16 protein-coding genes are annotated in these 18,980 nt (G+C 63.4%); 9 read left to right on the forward strand and 7 right to left on the reverse strand.

Annotated elements, in window-relative coordinates; translation table 11 throughout:
• Positions 1–10 precede the first annotated feature (10 nt).
• Together C163_RS04960 and C163_RS04965 are read left to right on the forward strand one after the other, a co-directional pair.
• Positions 11–1,303: a carbohydrate porin gene (locus C163_RS04960; RefSeq protein ID WP_238067667.1), complete on the forward strand. Its 1,293-nt coding sequence runs from the start codon at positions 11–13 to the stop codon at positions 1,301–1,303.
• 116 nt (positions 1,304–1,419) lie between these two features.
• Positions 1,420–2,274 carry a D-hexose-6-phosphate mutarotase gene (locus C163_RS04965; RefSeq protein ID WP_013971129.1) on the forward strand — a complete coding sequence of 285 codons (855 nt, stop codon included), beginning with the start codon at positions 1,420–1,422 and terminating at the stop codon, positions 2,272–2,274.
• Here the strand turns inward: C163_RS04965 and hexR are convergent.
• Positions 2,267–3,130, reverse strand: a complete 864-nt coding sequence (gene hexR / locus C163_RS04970) for a DNA-binding transcriptional regulator HexR (protein WP_169774905.1) — start codon at positions 3,128–3,130, stop codon at positions 2,267–2,269. The genes C163_RS04965 and hexR overlap by 8 nt on opposite strands.
• Before the next feature lie 211 nt (positions 3,131–3,341).
• Here hexR and zwf point away from each other — a divergent pair, with 211 nt between their 5' ends.
• The 3 genes from zwf to C163_RS04985 are packed head-to-tail and all read left to right on the forward strand — an operon-like array spanning position 3,342 to position 6,209.
• On the forward strand, positions 3,342–4,811 hold the full coding sequence (zwf, locus tag C163_RS04975; RefSeq protein ID WP_025337872.1) for a glucose-6-phosphate dehydrogenase: 1,470 nt from the start codon (positions 3,342–3,344) through the stop codon (positions 4,809–4,811).
• Entirely contained in the window at positions 4,798–5,511 is a 714-nt protein-coding gene (gene pgl, locus C163_RS04980; protein WP_025337873.1) for a 6-phosphogluconolactonase, read from the forward strand. The genes zwf and pgl overlap by 14 nt, the downstream gene beginning before the upstream one ends.
• Positions 5,512–5,528: 17 nt before the next feature.
• Positions 5,529–6,209, forward strand: coding sequence for a bifunctional 4-hydroxy-2-oxoglutarate aldolase/2-dehydro-3-deoxy-phosphogluconate aldolase (locus tag C163_RS04985; protein WP_025337874.1), 681 nt, complete (start codon positions 5,529–5,531; stop codon positions 6,207–6,209).
• A 237-nt stretch (positions 6,210–6,446) separates the two neighbouring features.
• On the opposite strand, the gene leuA is transcribed toward C163_RS04985, so the two are convergent.
• The 4 genes from leuA to C163_RS05005 all read right to left on the reverse strand — a co-directional run bounded on the left by leuA (position 6,447) and on the right by C163_RS05005 (position 11,778).
• Complete coding sequence (gene leuA, locus C163_RS04990; RefSeq protein WP_025337875.1) at positions 6,447–8,120, reverse strand: 2-isopropylmalate synthase; 1,674 nt, start codon at positions 8,118–8,120, stop codon at positions 6,447–6,449.
• A 432-nt stretch (positions 8,121–8,552) separates the two neighbouring features.
• Complete coding sequence (locus tag C163_RS04995; protein ID WP_025337876.1) at positions 8,553–9,380, reverse strand: M23 family metallopeptidase; 828 nt, start codon at positions 9,378–9,380, stop codon at positions 8,553–8,555.
• A 3-nt stretch (positions 9,381–9,383) separates the two neighbouring features.
• Positions 9,384–10,763 carry an exodeoxyribonuclease VII large subunit gene (gene xseA / locus C163_RS05000; RefSeq protein ID WP_038407944.1) on the reverse strand — a complete coding sequence of 460 codons (1,380 nt, stop codon included), beginning with the start codon at positions 10,761–10,763 and terminating at the stop codon, positions 9,384–9,386.
• Positions 10,764–10,899: 136 nt separating this feature from the next.
• Positions 10,900–11,778, reverse strand: a complete 879-nt coding sequence (locus tag C163_RS05005; protein WP_025337878.1) for a LysR family transcriptional regulator — start codon at positions 11,776–11,778, stop codon at positions 10,900–10,902.
• Positions 11,779–11,875: 97 nt separating this feature from the next.
• Here C163_RS05005 and C163_RS05010 point away from each other — a divergent pair, with 97 nt between their 5' ends.
• The 4 genes from C163_RS05010 (at position 11,876) to guaA (ending at position 16,452) form a co-directional block, all read left to right on the forward strand.
• On the forward strand, positions 11,876–12,631 hold the full coding sequence (locus tag C163_RS05010; RefSeq protein ID WP_025337879.1) for a sulfite exporter TauE/SafE family protein: 756 nt from the start codon (positions 11,876–11,878) through the stop codon (positions 12,629–12,631).
• Positions 12,632–12,682: 51 nt separating this feature from the next.
• A complete protein-coding gene (locus C163_RS05015) occupies positions 12,683–13,240 on the forward strand; it encodes a hypothetical protein (protein ID WP_025337880.1) in 558 nt (185 codons plus the stop codon).
• Between the two features lie 86 nt (positions 13,241–13,326).
• Positions 13,327–14,796 (forward strand): IMP dehydrogenase, encoded by a 1,470-nt coding sequence (guaB, locus tag C163_RS05020; RefSeq protein WP_013971138.1) that lies wholly within the window; start codon positions 13,327–13,329, stop codon positions 14,794–14,796.
• Between the two features lie 78 nt (positions 14,797–14,874).
• Positions 14,875–16,452: a glutamine-hydrolyzing GMP synthase gene (gene guaA, locus C163_RS05025; RefSeq protein ID WP_013971139.1), complete on the forward strand. Its 1,578-nt coding sequence runs from the start codon at positions 14,875–14,877 to the stop codon at positions 16,450–16,452.
• Positions 16,453–16,773: 321 nt separating this feature from the next.
• On the opposite strand, the gene C163_RS05030 is transcribed toward guaA, so the two are convergent.
• Together C163_RS05030 and C163_RS05035 are read right to left on the reverse strand one after the other, a co-directional pair.
• Positions 16,774–17,826: a type IV toxin-antitoxin system AbiEi family antitoxin gene (locus C163_RS05030; RefSeq protein ID WP_256220388.1), complete on the reverse strand. Its 1,053-nt coding sequence runs from the start codon at positions 17,824–17,826 to the stop codon at positions 16,774–16,776.
• 139 nt (positions 17,827–17,965) lie between these two features.
• Positions 17,966–18,910, reverse strand: a complete 945-nt coding sequence (locus C163_RS05035; RefSeq protein ID WP_025337882.1) for a helix-turn-helix transcriptional regulator — start codon at positions 18,908–18,910, stop codon at positions 17,966–17,968.
• Between the last annotated feature and the right edge of the window lie 70 nt (positions 18,911–18,980).

Consider the following 18,980-nt stretch of genomic DNA (forward strand, 5'->3'; position numbering starts at 1 on the left):
ACCGCTGGCGATGGCCGCTGGCAGCGGCGCGCAGGCTGCCGAGGCTTTTTCCAGCGAATCGAAGTGGATGACCGGCGACTGGGGCGGCACCCGCACCGAGCTGCTGGAAAAGGGCTATGACTTCACCCTCGATTATGTCGGTGAGGTTGCCGGTAACCTGCACGGTGGTTACAACGACGACAAGACCGCGCGCTATAGCGACCAGTTCGCCCTGGGCGCGCACCTGGACCTGCAAAAAATCTTTGGCTGGCATGACGCCGAGTTCAAACTGGCGATCACCGAGCGCAGCGGCCGCAACCTGTCCAACGACCGCATCAGCGATCCGCGCGCCGGGCAGTTCAGCTCGGTGCAGGAAGTGTGGGGCCGCGGCCAGACCTGGCGCCTGACCCAGATGTGGGTCAAGCAGAAGTACTTCGACGGCGCACTGGACGTCAAATTTGGCCGCTTTGGCGAGGGCGAGGACTTCAACAGCTTCCCCTGCGATTTCCAGAACCTGGCCTTCTGCGGCTCACAGGTGGGCAACTGGGTCGGCGGCATCTGGTACAACTGGCCGGTCAGCCAGTGGGCGCTGCGGGTGAAATACAACATCACCCCGGAATTCTTCGTCCAGGTCGGCGCCTTCGAGCAAAACCCTTCCAACCTGGAAACCGGCAACGGCTTCAAGCTCAGTGGCAGCGGCACCAAGGGCGCGATCCTGCCGGTGGAAGCAGTGTGGTCACCCAAGGTCAACGGCCTGCCGGGCGAGTACCGCCTGGGTTACTACTACAGCACGGCCAAGGCCGACGATGTGTTCGATGACGTCAACGGCAACCCGCAGGCGCTGACGGGCGAAGCCTTCAAGTCGCACTCCAGCAAGCATGGCTGGTGGGTGGTGGCGCAGCAGCAGGTCACTGCACATGGCGGCGACGTCAACCGCGGCCTGAGTCTGTTCGCCAACTTCACCGTGCACGACCAGGCCACCAACGTGGTCGACAACTACCAGCAGCTGGGGTTGGTCTACAAAGGCGCATTCGACGCCCGGCCCAAGGACGATATCGGCTTCGGCGTGGCGCGCATTCATGTGAATGACGACGTGAAGAAGCGCGCCGAACTGCTCAACGCCCAGAGCGGCATCAGCGATTACGACAACCCAGGCTTCGTGCCGCTGCAGCGTACCGAGTACAACGCCGAGCTCTACTACGGCTTCCACGTCACCAACTGGCTGACCGTGCGGCCCAACCTGCAGTACATCAAGAGCCCCGGCGGGGTGGATGAGGTGGACAACGCGCTGGTCGCGGGTTTGAAGATTCAGTCGTCATTCTGAGAGCAATTGTTGTAAATTTACGCCAATCCACTTCGGTACCCGGCAGCCACTGGCCTTCAGTGGTTGTCGGGGATAGGCCGAGACAGCGCTATCTCAAACAACAAGAGCTCTGAACCATGCCCGAACATCCGCTCCATCGCTTCTTTACCTCGCAGCGGCCCCGGCCGACATTCGAGTGGGAGCGTTACCAGCAGCGCGATGTGCTGATCATCGACCATCCCCGTTGCCAGGCGGTGTTCAGCCGCCAGGGTGCGCAACTGTTGCATTTTCAACCAGCGGGTGAACGGCCCTGGCTGTGGTGCGCCGAGCAGTGGCCGCAGGTGGGGGCGATCCGCGGTGGTGTGCCGGTGTGCTGGCCATGGTATGGCCGCCACCCCAGCGAGGACTTGTGGCCGGCCCATGGCTGGGCGCGCCTGCTCGACTGGAAGCTGGTGGACAGCCGCGAGGACGAGGAGGGGGTAACCCTGAAATGGCGGCTGGACCTGTGCGACTGGCAGGTCGACCTGCATGCCCGGCTGGGTAGCCGCATGGAGCTCAGCCTGAGCACCGAGCACCAGGACAGCGAACCCTGCCAGCTGAGCCATGCCCTGCTGGCCTACTGGCGCATCAGTGACGTGTCCGAGATAGCGCTGTCCGGGCTGGAGGATATCGAAGGCTACGACCGCCTGAACCGCCAGGCCTGCCGTGAAGATGGCGCGCTGAAGCTCAAGGGCGGCTGCCAGAAGGTCTACCCCGGCACGCCGCGGGTGCAACTGCAGGACCCGGCCTGGCAGCGCGAGCTGTGCATCGATACCGGTGACAGCGACGATACGGTGGTCTGGCACCCGGGCAACCGCCCGCTGATGGGCGTGACCGGGCGTGAGTGCCAGCGCTTCGTCTGTGTCGAGGCCGCCAGCGGCAGTGGCGAGGGCCTGAGCCTGGCGCCGGGGCAGCGTGCCCACCTGCGCCTGCAGGCACACCGGCTCAGTTGAGCTCGTCGTCCTCGATCGGGTAGCGGCTGGCGTTGAGGCTTTCCTTGATCTTGCGCAGGTGCGGCTGGAAGTCCACGCCGCGACGCAGGGTCATGCCGGTGGCCAGCACATCGAGCACGGTCAGCTGGATGATCCGCGAGGTCATCGGCATGTAGATGTCGGTGTCCTCCGGCAGCGGAATGTGCAGGCTCAGGCTGCAGGCATTGGCCAGTGGCGAACCGGCAGCGGTCAGGCCCAGCACCGAGGCGCCGTTTTCCCGGGCCAGGCGGGCCACCTCGACCAGTTCGCGGGTGCGCCCGGTGTAGGAGATGATCACGAACAGGTCGCCGGTGTGCGCCACCGAGGCCAGCATGCGCTGCATCAGCACGTCGGCGTGGGCCGATACTGCCAGGTTGAAGCGGAAGAACTTGTGCTGGGCGTCCAGCGCCACCGGGGCCGAGGCGCCCAGGCCGAAGAAGTGGATCTGCCGGGCCTGGATCATCATGTCCACGGCACGGCTGACCTGCTGCGGGTCGAGCTGCTGGCAGGCGCTGTCGAGCGAGGCGATGGCACTGGCGAAGATCTTCTGGGTGTAGGCGGCCGGGTCATCGTCAGCCTCCACCGCGCGGCTGACGTAGGCGGCGCCGCTGGCCAGGCTCTGCGCCAGCTGCAGCTTGAGCTCGGGGTAGCCGCTGACGCCGAACGAGCGGCAGAAGCGGTTGACGGTAGGTTCGCTGACCTTGGCCGCCTGGGCCAGCGCAGCAATGCTGAAACGGGTGGCTTGTTGCGGGTTGAGCAGGATGACTTCGGCGACTTTGCGTTCGGCCTTGTTCAGCTCGTCGAGGCGGCCCTGGATCTGTTCCAGGAGGTTTCGCACGCGGTCCATGGGTGTGTCCTTGGGTCGGGAAGACAGCCGGCTGTGGGAGCAGCAGGCTTTTTGCACGGTCGTCTATCGTACTGTCGGCGCGGTTGACGTACCACTTGTCTGTAACACTTGTGTGTAATGTTGTGGTTTTTACTACATTATCCCTTGAAAACCGTATGTGAAAGCGGTATTCCTAGACCAACTTTAGGAAAGAACCAACATCATGGCTGCGATCAGTGTCGAACCTTGCACCTTTGCCCTGTTTGGCGCCCTCGGCGACCTGGCATTGCGCAAGCTGTTTCCTGCGCTCTACCAGCTCGACCGGGCCAACCTGTTGCACCCGGAAACCCGCCTGCTGGCGCTGGCCCGCGAGGCCGGTAGCGCGCAGGGCCACCTGGACAGCATCGAAGCGCACCTGCGCCGGCATGTGCCCGAGGCCGATATCGAGTCCGCCGCGCTGGGCCGTTTCCTCGCCAGGCTGAGCTACCAGCACCTGGACTTCCTCCAGCCCGAGGGCTACCAGGCCCTGGCCGAGCAGTTGCCGGGCGAGCTGCCGCTGATCGCCTACTTCGCCACCGCTGCGGCGGTGTACGGGGCCATCTGCGAAAACCTCGACAAGGCCGGGCTGGCCGAACGCACCCGGGTGGTGCTGGAGAAGCCCATTGGCCACGACCTGGAGTCGTCGCGCCGGGTCAACGATGCCGTGGCGCGGTTCTTCCCAGAGAGCCGGGTCTACCGCATCGACCACTACCTGGGCAAGGAAACGGTGCAGAACCTGATCGCCCTGCGTTTCGCCAACAGCCTGTTCGAAACCCAGTGGAACCAGAATTCCATCTCCCATGTGGAGATCACAGTCGCCGAGAAGGTCGGTATCGAAGGCCGCTGGGGCTACTTCGACAAGGCCGGCCAGCTGCGCGACATGATCCAGAACCACCTGCTGCAGCTGCTGTGCCTGATCGCCATGGACCCGCCCAGCGAACTGTCGGCCGATGCCATCCGTGACGAGAAGGTCAAGGTACTCAAGGCCCTGGCACCGATCACCGGCGAAGGGCTGAGCACCCGTGTGGTGCGCGGCCAGTACATCGCCGGCTACAGCGATGGCAAGCCGGTGCCTGGTTACCTGGAAGAAGACAACGCCAACGCCCAGAGCGACACCGAAACCTTCGTCGCCCTGCGTGCCGACATCCGCAACTGGCGCTGGTCGGGGGTGCCGTTCTACCTGCGTACCGGCAAGCGCATGCCGCAGAAGCTGTCGCAGATCGTCATCCATTTCAAGGAAACGCCGCACTACATCTTCGCCCCGGAACAGCGTTTGCAGATCGGTAACAAGCTGATCATCCGCCTGCAACCGGACGAAGGCATCTCTTTACGGGTGATGACCAAGGAGCAGGGCCTGGACAAAGGCATGCAACTGCGCAGCGGCCCGTTGCAGCTGAATTTTTCCGATACCTGGCGCAGTGCACGGATTCCGGATGCCTACGAGCGCCTGTTGCTCGAAGTGATGCGCGGTAACCAGAACCTGTTCGTGCGCAAGGACGAAATCGAGTATGCCTGGAAGTGGTGCGACCAGCTGATCGCCGGCTGGCGTAACGCGGGCGATGCGCCCAAGCCATACGCGGCAGGCTCCTGGGGGCCGATGAGCTCGATTGCACTGATCACACGCGATGGGAGGGCGTGGTATGGGGATATCTGAACTGAAACTGCCAGCGGCTGTGAAGGTACACGAGCTGGCGGATGCCAAAGCTCTGGCCGCAGCCCAGGCCCATGACGTGGTCGAGCGCCTGCGCGCAGCCATTGCCGCCAAGGGCCAGGCCTGCGTGGTGCTGTCCGGTGGCCGCAGCCCGGTGCCGTTCCTCGAGCAGCTGGCCAGCGAAAACCTCGACTGGGCCAAGGTCACCGTCAGCCTGGCCGATGAGCGCTGGGTGCCGGTGGAGCACGCCGACAGCAACGCCGGCCTGCTGGCCCGCCACCTGTTCAAGGGCGCGGCGGCCAAGGCCCGCTTCGTTGGCCTTTACCAGCAGGCGGAGAACCTTGATGCCGCCGCGGGCAAGGCCGATCAGGCCCTGGCCGAGCTGCCGCCGATCGACGTACTGGTGCTGGGCATGGGGGATGATGGCCATACCGCTTCGCTGTTCCCCGCCAGCCCCAACCTGGAGGCAGGCCTCGACCTGGCCAACCCACGCCGCTGCCTGCCCTTGCTGGCACCGAGCGTGCCGCGCCAGCGCCTGTCGATGACCCGCTCGCTGCTGGCCAGTTCCGCCTTTACCGCGCTGTCCGTACAAGGGCAGGGCAAGCTCGCTACCCTGCGCGCCGCGCTGGCTGGCACCGACCTTACCGAAATGCCGATTCGCGCTTTTCTTCACGACCCCCTGGACATCTACTGGTGCCCATGAGCCAAGGATCCACAGTCATGACCACCCTCGAACGCCCACAGCCCAAGCTCTCGATGGCCGACAAAGCCGCACGGATCGACGCCATTTGCGAAAAGGCGCGCATCCTGCCGGTGATCACCATCGCCCGTGAGGAAGACATCCTGCCGCTGGCTGACGCCCTGGCCGCCGGCGGTATCCGTACCCTGGAAGTGACCTTGCGCTCGCAATATGGCCTGAAGGCCATCCAGGTGTTGCGCGAGCAGCGCCCGGAGCTTTGTGTCGGCGCCGGCACCGTGCTCGATCGCGGCATGTTCGCCGCCGTTGAGGCTGCGGGTGCACAATTCGTCGTTACCCCAGGCATTACCCAGGACATTCTCGAAGCTGGTGTGGACAGCGAGATCCCGCTGCTGCCAGGCATCAGCACACCGTCAGAAATCATGATGGGCTACGCCCTGGGCTACCGCCGCTTCAAGCTGTTCCCGGCCGAGATCAGCGGCGGCGTGGCGGCGATCAAGGCCTTTGGTGGCCCGTTCGGCGATATTCGTTTCTGCCCTACGGGCGGGGTGAACCCGGCCAACGTGCGCAATTACATGGCGCTGCCCAATGTGATGTGCGTGGGTGGTACCTGGATGCTCGACAGCAGCTGGATCAAGAACGGCGACTGGGCGCGGATCGAAGCGTGCAGCGCGGAGGCGATGGCGCTGCTGGACGCCAACTGAATTTGTTGTGTGCTTTACGGCTTGTGGGGCGCTTGGTCGGCGCCCCTTTTTTTGCCTGCAGTTTTTGCATTGCCTGTGCGGGCCCTTTCGCGGGCTCGCCCGCTCCCACAGGATTGCGCCGCTCTCGGGAGCTGTGCAGTACCTGTGGGAGCGGGCAAGCCCGCGAAGAGGGCGGCACAGGCCAACAAAAAAGCCCGCATCAAACGATGCGGGCTTTCTCATTCATTGCGGTAAGGTTCAGGCCGCCTTGGCTTCCTGCAGGCTCAGCGAGCGGTTCAGCGCGCTGAACAGTGCCTTGAAGCTGGCCGTGGTGATGTTTTCATCGATACCCACACCATGCACCGGGCGGCCACCGGCCACGCGCAGTTCGATATAGGCCGCGGCCTTGGCATTGGTACCGGCGCCAATGGCATGCTCGTTGTAGTCCATGATCTCCACGGCAATCGGCAGGCCGGCCACCAGTGCTTCCAGTGCGCCGTTGCCCTTGCCGCGCCAGTGCAGGGTGGTTTCGCCTTCACCGGCGACTTCCACTTCCACGGCGCTGTGGCCGTTCTCTTCCTGCAGGCGGTGGCTGACCAGCGCGTACGGGGCGTTGGCCTGGAGGTATTCCTTGTGCAGCAGGCTGTAGATCTGCTGGGCGGTCATTTCCAGGCCCAGGCGGTCGGTTTCACCCTGTACTACCTGGCTGAACTCGATCTGCATGCGGCGCGGCAGGCTGATGCCGTATTCCTGCTCGAGCAGGTAGGTGATGCCGCCTTTGCCCGACTGGCTGTTGACGCGGATTACCGCCTCGTAGCTGCGGCCGATGTCGGCCGGGTCGATCGGCAAGTAAGGCACTTCCCACAGCTCGCCTTCCTGCTGCTTGGCGAAGCCCTTGCGGATGGCATCCTGGTGCGAGCCGGAGAACGCGGTGTGGACCAGGTCGCCCACGTACGGGTGGCGTGGGTGCACCGGCAGCTGGTTGCACTCTTCGACCACCTTGCGCACGCCGTCGATGTCGGAGAAGTCCAGCAGCGGGTCGATGCCCTGGGTGTAGAGGTTCAACGCCAGGGTCACCAGGTCGACGTTACCGGTACGCTCGCCGTTGCCGAACAGGCAGCCTTCGGCGCGATCGGCACCGGCCATCAGGCCCAGTTCGGTGGCGGCAATGCCGGTGCCACGGTCGTTGTGGCAGTGCAGGCTGATGATCACGCTGTCGCGACGGCTGACATTACGGCAGAACCATTCGATCTGGTCGGCGTAGATGTTCGGGGTGGACACTTCCACGGTGGCCGGCAGGTTGAGGATGATCTTGTGCTCGGGGGTCGGGTTCCACACCTCGATGACCGCGTCGCAGACTTCCTTGGCGAACTCCAGCTCGGTGGCGCTGAAGGTTTCCGGCGAGTACTGGAAGGTCCACTGGGTTTCCGGCTGCTGGGCGGCGTACTTGACGAACAGCTTGGCCGCGTTCACCGCGATGTCCTTCACGCCTTGCTTGTCCTGGTTGAAGACGATGCGGCGGAACGACGGGCTGGTGGCGTTGTACAGGTGGACGATGGCCTTCTTCGCCCCGCGCAGCGACTCGAAGGTGCGGGCGATGAGGTCTTCACGGGCCTGGGTGAGCACCTGGATGGTGGTGTCGTCCGGGATGTGGCCGTCTTCGATCAGCATGCGCACGAAGTCGAAATCGGTCTGCGAAGCGGACGGGAACGAGGCTTCGATTTCCTTCACGCCAACCTGCACCAGGGTCTTCCAGAAGCGCAGTTTCTTCTCCGAATCCATTGGCTCGATCAGCGACTGGTTGCCATCACGCAGGTCGGAGCTGCACCAGATTGGCGCGGCGGTGATGGTCTTCGACGGCCAGGTACGGTCAGGCAGGTCGATGGTCGGGAAAGCGCGGTATTTCTTCGAAGGGTCTTTGAGCATGGTCATGGAAGCAATCCTTTTGTGTGCGGCCGAGATCGGGCCTGCCGAGCGATAACGAGATGAAAAGGCGAGGCGACGCGATTCAGCCTGGTAGTCGGGCGCTGACCAGGCAGAGGCTGCGATGTTGTCGGAGCAGGATGAGGGTGCTGAAGGTTTTCATGCCTTCAACCCTAACCAGTGGGGTGGGGGATGGCAAGCGTTCAGGAAAAATTGAGAGGAATGCTTAAAAAAAGCTGAAAGGCGAGATTTTATCGCTGTAATTTTCTGAGTGCTTCTCGATTTTTGCGCAGTATTTTTCGATGGCGCAACACCTTGGAAGCGAGTTGACCTGCTCTGGCCTAATCGCCGGCAAGCCAGCTCCCACAGGATTACCACAGGCCTCGAATCCTGCGCGGGACCTGTAGGAGCTGGCTTGCCGGCGATGCGGACGCCGCGATCTCAGGGCTGGAACGCGCCAATGAAAATCGCCGGATCCACCCGCGCATCGTTCAGGCTGACGTTCCAGTGCATGTGCGGCCCGGTAGCCCGCCCGGTCGAGCCCACACGCCCCACCACCTCGCCCCGGCGCAGCTGCTGCCCCACCTGCACATCGATCTTCGACATATGGCAAAACATGCTGATAAAGCCCTGCCCGTGGTCGACGAACACCGTACGGCCATTGAAGAAGTAATCGCCCACCAGAATCACCTTGCCATTGGCCGGGGTCTTGATCGGCGTGCCGGCCGGCACCGCGAAGTCCAGCCCGGCATGCGGGTTGCGTTCTTCGCCGTTGAAGAAGCGGCGCACGCCGAACTTGCTCGACAGCGGGCCACTGACCGGCTTGTCGAGGATCAGGTTGCTCGGCAGGGTCGGGCTGAAGCTGCGATAGGCCTTGATCTGCTCGGCCAGCTCACGGTCGATGCGCTTGAGGTCGGCCGGGTTCGGGTTGACCTGACGTGTGTTCTTCAGGGTGATGCGCTGCTCGGGGTATTTCTTGCTACCGACCGTGAAGGGCAGGGTACGGCCGCCCTGGCTCAGCACTGCGGTGCCGGGCTTCTGGGTCAGCGGGATGCCAACGATGGCCAGCCAGTTGTCCTGCTCTTTCACCACCAGCACCGGCTTGCCGTCGAAGCGGGCGCTGGGCGCGCTGGCGGCGGGGCCGAGGTCGACCACCGCCACGCCGCCGGGTACCGGTTTGTTCAGCGTGCGGGTGATGTAGCTGGCCTGGGCGCCGCCGGCCAGCAGCAGGAGGGAAAGGGCAAGCAGGGGCGCGAGCAGGCGGGGCATGTGTCAGTCCAGAAGTGAGAGGGTGACCGGGGTCAGGTGGTTGTCTTCGACCCGCACCAACAGCTCGCCTTCGTTCAGGCGGGCAGTCAGGCGTTGGCCATTGCGGGTCTGTTCGGCGCTGCGGATGGCCTGGCCCTGTTCGTCCAGCAGGATGCTGTAGCCGCGAGCGAGGGTGGCCAGCGGGCTGACCACCTGCAGCGTCTGCAACTGGGCCTGGAAGCGCTGGCGGCGGTCCTTGAGCACCTCGCGCATGGCCCGTGGCAGGCGCTCGGCCAGGCTGTCCAGGCGTTGGCCCAGCAGTTTCAGGGTGCGCCCCGGGTGCTGCGCGGAGAGGCGGGTGTCCAGGCGTGCCAGGCGCTCGTGGCGCTGGTTGAGGTTGAGCATGAACGCGCGGCGCAGGCGCATGTCCAGGTCGTCCAGGCGTTGGGCCTGCTGGCGCAGGCGCTCGCCCGGGTGGCGCAGGCGCCGGGTCAGCGACTCCAGGCGCAGGCGGTCGTGGGTCAAGCGGTTCTGCATGCGCAACAGCAGGCGCCGTTGCAGGCCATCCAGGCGTTGCTGCAGGCCACTGTTGTCGGGGGCCAGCAGCTCGGCAGCGGCAGAGGGTGTGGGCGCGCGCACGTCGGCGACAAAGTCGCTGATCGAGACATCGGTCTCATGGCCCACGGCGCTGACAATCGGCGTGACACAAGCGGCCACGGCCCGCGCCACGGCTTCTTCGTTGAAGCACCACAGGTCTTCCAGCGAGCCGCCGCCCCGGGCCAGGATCAGCGCATCGAACCCGAGGCTGTCGGCCAGGCGGATGGCGCGCACGATCTGTGCAATGGCTTCGCGGCCCTGCACTGCGGTGGGGATCAGGTTCAGCTCCACCTGCGGGGCGCGGCGACCGAACACACTGATGATGTCGCGGATCACTGCACCGGTGGGCGAGGTAATGATGCCGATGCGCTGCGGGTGGGCTGGCAGCGGCTGCTTGCGTTCGGCGCTGAACAGCCCCTCGGCACCGAGCTTTTCCTTCAGTGCTTCGAAGGCCAGGCGCAAGGCGCCATCACCGGCCGGCTCGACGGTGTCGAGAATCAGCTGATAGTCGCCACGCCCTTCGAACAGCGAAACCTTGCCGCGTACCCGCACCGCCAGGCCGTCGCGCAGGGCCTGGCGCACCCGCGTGGCGTTCTGCCGGAACAGCGCGCAACGCACCTGTGCGCCGCTGTCCTTGAGGGTGAAGTACATGTGGCCGGACGCCGGGCGGGCGAGGTTGGAAATCTCGCCTTCCACCCACACGCTGCGGAACACGTCTTCCAGCAGCACGCGGGCGCGGCCGTTGAGTTGGCTGACGGTGAGGACCTCGCGGTCCAGGCCGAGTCGTTCGAAAGGGTCTCTGATCATGGCGGGCATCATAAAGGACATCGGCCCCGGTTGTCTGTCCCGGCCCTATCGCCGGCAAGCCGGCTCCCACAGGTATCGCGCTGGCTTGGGCTCCATGCTGTCCCTGTGGGAGCCGGCTTGCCGGCGATGGGGCCCTTCAGGCCTGCATCGCCGTCACGAACTGGCGCACCATCGAGCCTGCGTCACGCCTGCAAGCCATCGCCACAGTACTCTCACACCCTCCTTCCAGCGCCACGAAGCTGACTGAGGCTGGCGCAATCTCACGCATGCATTCCGGCAACAACGCCACCCCAAACCCCGCCTGAATCAGCTGCAACTGGGTGGTCTTGCGCGACAGCACCTGCGCCGCGCGCGGGAAAAAGCCTGCCTCCATGCACATCGAGGCCGACAGGTAGCTCAGCCCGCCACGGTCCCGGTGCGGAATGGAAATGAAGCGCTCTTCCCGCAGTTGTTCCAGTTTCACCTGTGGCGCGCTGGCCAAGGGATGCGCGGCGGCGACCGCCAGCAGCAGGGGTTCGCTGAACAGTTCATGCAGCACCACCCCTTCATGCTGGCGCAGCACCGGCAAGCGCAGCAGGCCGATATCCAACCGCCCGGCAGCGATATCCTCCAGTTGCGCCTCCGACGACTGCTGGGCAATTTCCAGCGAAACCCCTGGGTTGTCGCGCAAGTAGCCGCCCAGGCGAGCCAGCAACGGGCCGGTCAGCGGTACGGTACTGGAGTGGTTCAGGCGCAGGCTGCCCTGCAACCCTTCGCCAATATCGCGGGTAACCCTCTCGGCCTGCGCCAGGTCGGCCAGCAAGCGCCGCGCCCGTTCCAGGAAGGCCTGGCCAGCCAGTGTCAGGCGCGGCAGGCGCGCGGTGCGTTCGAACAGCGGCGTGCCCAGATGCTGCTCCAGTTCCTTGATCTGCCGGCTCAGCGCCGACTGGGCGATGTACAGCCGCTCGGCGGCAGCGCTGAAGCTGCCGCATTCGGCGATTTCCACGAAGTAACGCAATTGGCGGATCGACGTCATGTCATGCCTTTTCGAGATGGGTGTGGCGACAAAGGCATATTAGTCGGCATGGCTCATGGCTGGCTAACCTTTGCCTGTCTTCCCAGGAACTGCTGCCATGCTCGCCCAACTGTCGTTTTCCGGCCTTGACTGGCTGCCCATCCTGCTTGGTGTCGGCGCTGCCTACATCGTCTTCGGCATCGCCGGTTTCGGCACCGCGCTGGTGGCCGGCCCAGTGCTGATCCACTTCATGCCGCTGTCGCGGATCATCCCGCTGCTGGTGCTGCTGGACTTCGTCGCCGCCTTCGGCAACCTGTTGCCCTCGCGCCGCGATGTCGTGCGCGGCGAACTGCTGCGGCTGCTGCCGTTCATGGCCATTGGCTGCACGCTGGGCGTGGTATTCCTGCTACAGCTGAAGTCCGACCTGTTGCTGCTGCTGATGGGCCTGTTCGTCACGGCCTATGCCTTGTACGGGCTGGCGGTGAAGGTGCGGCCGGCAAGTTTGTCGGGTTTCTGGGCAATGCCGATGGGCACGGCAGGCGGGCTGTTCGGTGCCTTGTTCGGCAGCGGCGGCTTCCTTTATGCGCTGTACCTGAGCGCGCGACTGGAGGTAAAGGAGCAGGTGCGCGCTACCCAGAGCGCGCTGATCAGTTGCAGTACGGTGGTGCGGCTGACACTGTTCCTGATCGCAGGTGTCTATGCCGACCAGAACCTGCTGCTGCTCGCCGCCTGCCTGTTGCCGGTCATGCTCGTCGGCCTCTGGGTAGGGCGCAGGCTCACCCACCGGCTGTCCCGCGAAGCTTTCGTGCGCCTGGTCACCTGGCTGGTGCTGGCCAGCGGCCTGGCGCTGATCGGTCGCTACCTGAGCGCCTGAGCAGGCGGTAGAATTGCGCCAATACCGCAGTTTTTCAGGCTTGTCCCGTTCATGAACACCCAGAGCATCATCGTTCCCAAGCTGTCTACCGTCCCGGTGCATGAAGCCCGGGCCCGCGCCATCCTGCGCTGGCTGGTGCGCGAGAAAGTCGTCGAGGAACAGCTGACCACCTGTGGCCGCACCGGCAATCGCATGGGCCATGCCCTGGCCGAAGGTGCCCGCAAAGTCGCCCTGCACCCGCAGAAACTGCCCTTCGGCGAGCAGGTCAACGGCCTGGAGGTGATGCTCAAGCGCTGCATCTATACCCCTACCGAAGGTTTCCTCGAAGAGGCCGGTTGCCCCGAGTGCCGGGGCGAGGTGGGTGAGCCGCTGTTCGAAAGCCTGGAAGAATGGATGCCGGCGGTGAGCGACAACTTCACCTGCCCGTTGTGCGGCTTCGAAGATGACATCAATGGCTTCATTTACCTGCAGCCATGTGCCTTTTCCAACCTGGGGTTCATCTTCAACAACTGGGGCGAGGCCGGGTTCACCCAGGCCTTTCTCGACAGCTTCGCCGACTGGCTCGACCAGCCGGTGACCGTGGTACAGGTAAAACTGCCACAAGGCTGACCGAAGGCCCTTATTTTGCATTGAGCGGCGCGCCGTGCATGAGTATAATGGCGCGCTTCCATTTTTCCCGCCCGGGAGCCCCCGCGATGCTGCGTATCAGCCAAGAAGCCCTGACCTTCGACGATATCCTCCTTGTACCTGGCTATTCCGAGGTACTGCCCAATGAAGTCAGTCTCAAGACCCGTTTGACCCGCGGCATCGAGCTGAACATTCCGCTGGTTTCCGCCGCCATGGATACCGTGACCGAAGCGCGCCTGGCCATTGCCATGGCCCAGGAAGGCGGCATCGGCATCATCCACAAGAACATGACCATCGAACAGCAGGCCAGCGAAGTCCGCAAGGTCAAGAAGTTCGAGGCTGGCGTGGTCAAGGACCCGATCACCATCGACGCCGACGCCACCGTGCGCGACCTGTTCGACCTGACCCGCCTGAACAACATCTCCGGCGTTCCGGTGCTGGCGAACGGCGACCTGGTCGGCATCGTCACCTCCCGTGACGTGCGCTTCGAAAGCCGCCTGGACGCCAAGGTCCGCGACGTGATGACCCCGAAAGAGCGTCTGGTCACCGTCCGCGAAGGCGCCGACAAGAACGAAGTCCGTGAGCTGCTGCACAAGCACCGCCTGGAAAAAGTCCTGATCGTTGACGACAAGTTCAACCTCAAGGGCATGATGACCGTCAAGGACATCGAAAAGGCCAAGGCCTACCCGCTGGCCAGCAAGGACGACCAGGGTCGCCTGCGCGTCGGCGCCGCGGTCGGCACCGGCAAGGACACCGGCGAGCGCGTTGCCGCCCTGGTGGCTGCTGGCGTTGACGTGGTGGTGGTCGACACCGCCCACGGTCACTCCAAAGGTGTGATCGACCGCGTTCGCTGGGTCAAGGAAACCTACCCGCAAGTGCAGGTGATCGGCGGCAACATCGCCACCGGCGCTGCCGCCAAGGCTCTGGCCGAAGCTGGCGCTGACGCGGTCAAGGTCGGTATCGGCCCGGGCTCGATCTGCACCACCCGTATCGTTGCCGGTGTCGGCGTGCCGCAAATCAGCGCCATCGCCAACGTTGCCGCTGCACTGGAAGGCACTGGCGTGCCGCTGATCGCCGACGGCGGCATCCGCTTCTCGGGTGACCTGTCCAAGGCCATCGTCGCCGGCGCTTCCTGCGTGATGATGGGTTCGATGTTCGCCGGTACCGAAGAGGCTCCGGGTGAAGTCGAACTGTTCCAGGGCCGTTCCTACAAGGCCTACCGCGGCATGGGCTCGCTGGGTGCCATGGCACAGGCGCAAGGCTCGTCCGACCGCTACTTCCAGGACTCCTCGGCCGGCGCCGAGAAGCTGGTACCGGAAGGCATCGAAGGCCGTGTTCCCTACAAGGGCGCCCTGGCCGCGATCATCCACCAGCTGATGGGCGGCCTGCGTTCGTCCATGGGCTACACCGGCAGCGCAACCATCGAAGAGATGCGCACCAAGCCGGAATTCGTGCGCATCACCGGTGCCGGCATGGCCGAGTCCCACGTGCATGACGTGCAGATCACCAAAGAAGCCCCTAACTACCGCGTAGGCTGAGGCTTCAAGCAATACAAGCATGCGGGGCTGTCATGACAGCCCCGCGTCGTTTCCGATTTCCACTGACGAGATTGAGTCATGGCCCTCGACATTCACGCTCACCGCATCCTGATCCTCGATTTCGGTTCCCAGTACACCCAGCTGATCGCCCGCCGCGTGCGCGAAATCGGCGTGTACTGCGAGCTGCATCCGTTCGACATGGACGATGAAGCGATCCGCGAATTCAACCCGCGCGGCATCATCCTCGCCGGCGGCCCCGAGTCGGTCCACGAAGCCAACAGCCCGCGCGCCCCGCAGGCGGTGTTCGACCTGAACGTACCCGTGCTGGGCATCTGCTACGGCATGCAGACCATGGCCGAGCAGATGGGCGGCAAGGTCGAAGGTTCCGACCTGCGTGAATTCGGTTATGCCCGCGTGGACGTGGTCGGCAAGAGCCGCCTGCTCGACGGCATCGAAGACCACATCGACGCCGACGGCGTACTGGGCCTGGACGTGTGGATGAGCCACGGCGACAAGGTCACCCAGATGCCGGGCAACTTCCACGTACTGGCCAGCACCCCGAGCTGCCCGATCGCCGGCATGTTCGACGACGCGCGCGGCTACTACGGCGTGCAGTTCCACCCGGAAGTGACCCACACCAAGCAGGGCGGTCGCATCCTGTCCCGCTTCGTGCAGGACATCTGCGGCTGTGAAGCCCTGTGGACTCCGTCCAACATCGTCGAAGACGCCATTGCCCAGGTGCGTGAGCAGGTTGGTTCGGCCAACGTCCTGCTGGGCCTGTCCGGCGGCGTCGACAGCTCCGTCGTTGCCGCACTGCTGCACCGCGCCATCGGCGACCAACTGACTTGCGTATTCGTCGACAACGGCCTGCTGCGCCTGCACGAAGGCGACCAGGTGATGGCCATGTTCAAGGAGAACATGGGCGTCAAGGTCATCCGCGCCGACGCTGAAAAGCAGTTCCTCGACAACTTGGCCGGCGAAGCCGACCCGGAGAAGAAGCGCAAGATCATCGGCCGCACCTTCATCGACGTGTTCGATGCCGAAGCCAGCAAGCTGGAAAACATCCAGTTCCTCGCCCAGGGCACCATCTACCCGGACGTGATCGAATCGGCTGGCGCCAAGAGCGGCAAGGCCCACGTGATCAAGTCGCACCACAACGTCGGTGGCCTGCCTGAGGAAATGAACCTCAAGCTGGTCGAGCCGCTGCGTGAACTGTTCAAGGACGAAGTGCGCAAGATCGGCCTGGAGCTGGGCCTGCCGTACGACATGGTCTACCGCCACCCGTTCCCGGGCCCGGGCCTGGGCGTGCGTATCCTCGGTGAAGTGAAGAAGGAATACGCCGACATCCTGCGTCGTGCCGACCACATCTTCATCGAAGAGCTGCGCAAGGCCGACTGGTACCACAAGACCAGCCAGGCATTCGTGGTGTTCCAGCCGGTCAAGTCGGTTGGCGTCGTTGGCGACGGCCGTCGCTACGCCTGGGTCGTGGCCCTGCGTGCCGTCGAGACCGTGGACTTCATGACCGCGCGCTGGGCACACCTGCCGTACGAGCTGCTGGAAACCGTCAGCGGCCGTATCATCAACGAAATCGACGGTATCTCGCGCGTTACCTACGACGTGTCGAGCAAGCCGCCGGCCACTATCGAGTGGGAATGATCCCGCGTCCGGCATAAACCGGCAGCGACTTGCGTACAAAGTCCAGAAGCCCGCTTGATTGCGGGCTTCTGGTTTTAGCAGTCTGACAATTTGGCAGGCTGGCTCCGGTCGGAACCTTTTTCTGGTCCTTGTTCGCTATCGAATACCCAAAGCCCGAAGCCACGCATCGACCTGCCCAAACGCATCTAGCTGCCACTGTTCTGGGGTGCGATCGCCCAAGATCTGTGTTTCTTCAACAAAGCCGCGTACACAAGTGGGGCCAAAGCCCTCTACGCAGTCGAACTTTTTGGCGATAAATGTATAGCCGGCCTTTCCACTGGCTCATTTCGACCATTTCAGTTTCTCTTGTCGAAGAAAATCAGCCGCCTCGCGTCCTCGCTCTCCCGATTTGGAGAGATCAAGGTAGGTCTGCACAGGGCTGGTGCAAATGACTCCGGGGGCGGGCTCCACGATGTCGTCTAATAATCCTTGATCATCAAGCAGATAAACGATCACGTTCTCCCCTTTGTTACTGGGAGATAGTTTCAGAGTCGAGCGCAGTTTTTCCATCCCCTGCAAATCGGCGTAGAAGTAGTGGGTTCCAGTGCGTCCATACGGTGCCAGCCACATTGCTGCGGTAAACGAAGCCATTGCTGCAGTTACTTTCCCGTCTTGCTGTGGATGAAGCGTACGGATAGCTTCGTCAAACAATGCGCCATGCAGCGTCGTGTAAAAGCCTATTCGTTTGTGTGGGGGCGGTTCGTAATCCTCGCGCCAGGCATCGAGTAAAGCATCAGGATCAGACAGGAATATCCCTTGCTCTGAGCGTTCGGCCCACTCACGGTCCAGCAGCCCTGAGCGAACGTTGCTCACCAGGCCGAGACTGACACCAGCTGCTTCCGCCAGCTCAGCAACTCGCCATGGGTGCGCAGGCTCACGCAGAAGGCGCCGTAATACCTGAGCTGACTTTGGCTTGAACAAGGAGCGCAGTTCACGTCGTTCGGCTGTTGGTTTGCTGGCGACCTGACGAGAAATGAAGAACGTGCCAAAGGCAAACCGGGCATTCCCCTCCAGGTCGAGATACGCGACGTTGTACTGCCTGCACAATGCTTGAGCTTCGACTGACAAATAGGGCGCGATCAGTACAGGGACTACCGACTCAGGCTGGCGCCGTACATAGTCCTGTAGATGGAGTAGCGCAGCGCGAACATGACGAGGTTGCGCATTTGATTTCACCTCAGCTACCAGTGTGTGCCGTTCGCCGAATACCTCGAGTTGGGCGACCAGGTCTATTTCGTCGTTTCGCTTGGCTAAGCTGACTTCCAGCCGCTCGGCAGCCGGGACCTCGGCCAGGATGCTGCGGAGTGCATCGGCAGACCGCTCTTCAATTTTCATTGGATCTGCTAATTTCATCATCCGTTGAAAATAGGGCTTTTAATGAAAATCTGTCAAGTTTTTCAGTCGAATCACCAATTTCAGCGCTTGTTGAAAACATCTTTTTGACTGAAATTCGAGATACAGGGAGCCTGGAACCCTACTCGGCCCCGGGAGAATGCCCGAAATACGCCTTGTAGGCATGGCAGAAATTGGCAGGGTTGGCGTAGCCGACATGGTAGGCAACCTGCGATACCTGCCATCGACGCTCCAGCAGAAGGGCGCGGGCCAGTTCCATTCTTTGTTGCCGAACGTATTGCAGGAGCGACCGGCCGTATTCGTGGCTGAACGCGCGGCGCATGGTGGTTTCGCTCACCCCCAATTGGCGAGCGAGGGCTGCAGCAGTGGGCGGGGCGTTCAGGTTTTCGTCGAGCTGGCGGCGCGTTTCAACGGCCAGATCGCGGCGCCCCCGGTCCTGAATCTTCTCGGCAGACCTGTGCCCGATCAGGTGGTTGGCCAGCTCCAGCACGATGGCCAGGCTCAGGCTCTCGCAATGCAGGCGCCTGAGCCCGCCGGTGTAGGGCGACAGATAGAGCTGCTGGAACAGGCGGCTCACCGCTGGGCACTGTGGCAACTGGTCGAAGCGCATGCCATCGGCGACCAGCGCCAGCAGAGGCTTCAGCTGCGCGTCGTCCCGGGCCAGCTCGTGCAGGTAATCGCCAGCAATACGTACCCCGGCCATACGGGCGTGACTGTTGGCGGGCAATTGGTCCTGCGCCTCCAGGCTTTCACCAAGGCCCAGTATGTGCAATTCGCCAGGGGCATAACTGTTGAGCCTTCCGTCCACCGTGTGCTGCCACGCCCCGTCGAACACCTGCACGATGCACAGGCTTTGCGGCAGCACTTTGTCGATCTTCAGCGGCTCCGGAAATTGCAGGTTGCAATCGAAGTACTGCAACCCGTCGTGTACCGTCTGCGCCCGATAGTGGCCGGACGCGCTGCCCATCACCCGCGCGCTGTTCGCGTCCAGCACACCGGCCTCGGCGAGTGACCCGGGGCTATCGAATGAAAAGTCGGTGTCGAGGTAGGGGCTGATCGATCGCATGTGCGCTAGGCATCCTTGGCTGAGGGCGGCATGGCCGGAAATGGTAACGCGTGCACATTGTCAGCGACAG

The sequence above is a fragment of the Pseudomonas sp. FGI182 genome, assembly GCF_000511325.1.
In the GTDB taxonomy this organism is placed as follows: domain Bacteria; phylum Pseudomonadota; class Gammaproteobacteria; order Pseudomonadales; family Pseudomonadaceae; genus Aquipseudomonas; species Aquipseudomonas putida_Z.

Excerpts from the sequence above, each read along its gene's own strand:
- C163_RS04960 (WP_238067667.1), top strand. The coding sequence starts at position 11 with ATGGCCGCTGGCAGCGGCGCGCAGGCTGCCGAGGCTTTTTCCAGCGAA.
- C163_RS04965 (WP_013971129.1), top strand. The coding sequence starts at position 1,420 with ATGCCCGAACATCCGCTCCATCGCTTCTTTACCTCGCAGCGGCCCCGG.
- zwf (WP_025337872.1), top strand. The coding sequence starts at position 3,342 with ATGGCTGCGATCAGTGTCGAACCTTGCACCTTTGCCCTGTTTGGCGCC.
- pgl (WP_025337873.1), top strand. The coding sequence starts at position 4,798 with ATGGGGATATCTGAACTGAAACTGCCAGCGGCTGTGAAGGTACACGAG.
- C163_RS04985 (WP_025337874.1), top strand. The coding sequence starts at position 5,529 with ATGACCACCCTCGAACGCCCACAGCCCAAGCTCTCGATGGCCGACAAA.
- leuA (WP_025337875.1), bottom strand. The coding sequence starts at position 8,120 with ATGACCATGCTCAAAGACCCTTCGAAGAAATACCGCGCTTTCCCGACC.
- C163_RS04995 (WP_025337876.1), bottom strand. The coding sequence starts at position 9,380 with ATGCCCCGCCTGCTCGCGCCCCTGCTTGCCCTTTCCCTCCTGCTGCTG.
- xseA (WP_038407944.1), bottom strand. The coding sequence starts at position 10,763 with ATGATCAGAGACCCTTTCGAACGACTCGGCCTGGACCGCGAGGTCCTC.
- C163_RS05005 (WP_025337878.1), bottom strand. The coding sequence starts at position 11,778 with ATGACGTCGATCCGCCAATTGCGTTACTTCGTGGAAATCGCCGAATGC.
- C163_RS05010 (WP_025337879.1), top strand. The coding sequence starts at position 11,876 with ATGCTCGCCCAACTGTCGTTTTCCGGCCTTGACTGGCTGCCCATCCTG.
- C163_RS05015 (WP_025337880.1), top strand. The coding sequence starts at position 12,683 with ATGAACACCCAGAGCATCATCGTTCCCAAGCTGTCTACCGTCCCGGTG.
- guaB (WP_013971138.1), top strand. The coding sequence starts at position 13,327 with ATGCTGCGTATCAGCCAAGAAGCCCTGACCTTCGACGATATCCTCCTT.
- guaA (WP_013971139.1), top strand. The coding sequence starts at position 14,875 with ATGGCCCTCGACATTCACGCTCACCGCATCCTGATCCTCGATTTCGGT.
- C163_RS05030 (WP_256220388.1), bottom strand. The coding sequence starts at position 17,826 with ATGAAAATTGAAGAGCGGTCTGCCGATGCACTCCGCAGCATCCTGGCC.
- C163_RS05035 (WP_025337882.1), bottom strand. The coding sequence starts at position 18,910 with ATGCGATCGATCAGCCCCTACCTCGACACCGACTTTTCATTCGATAGC.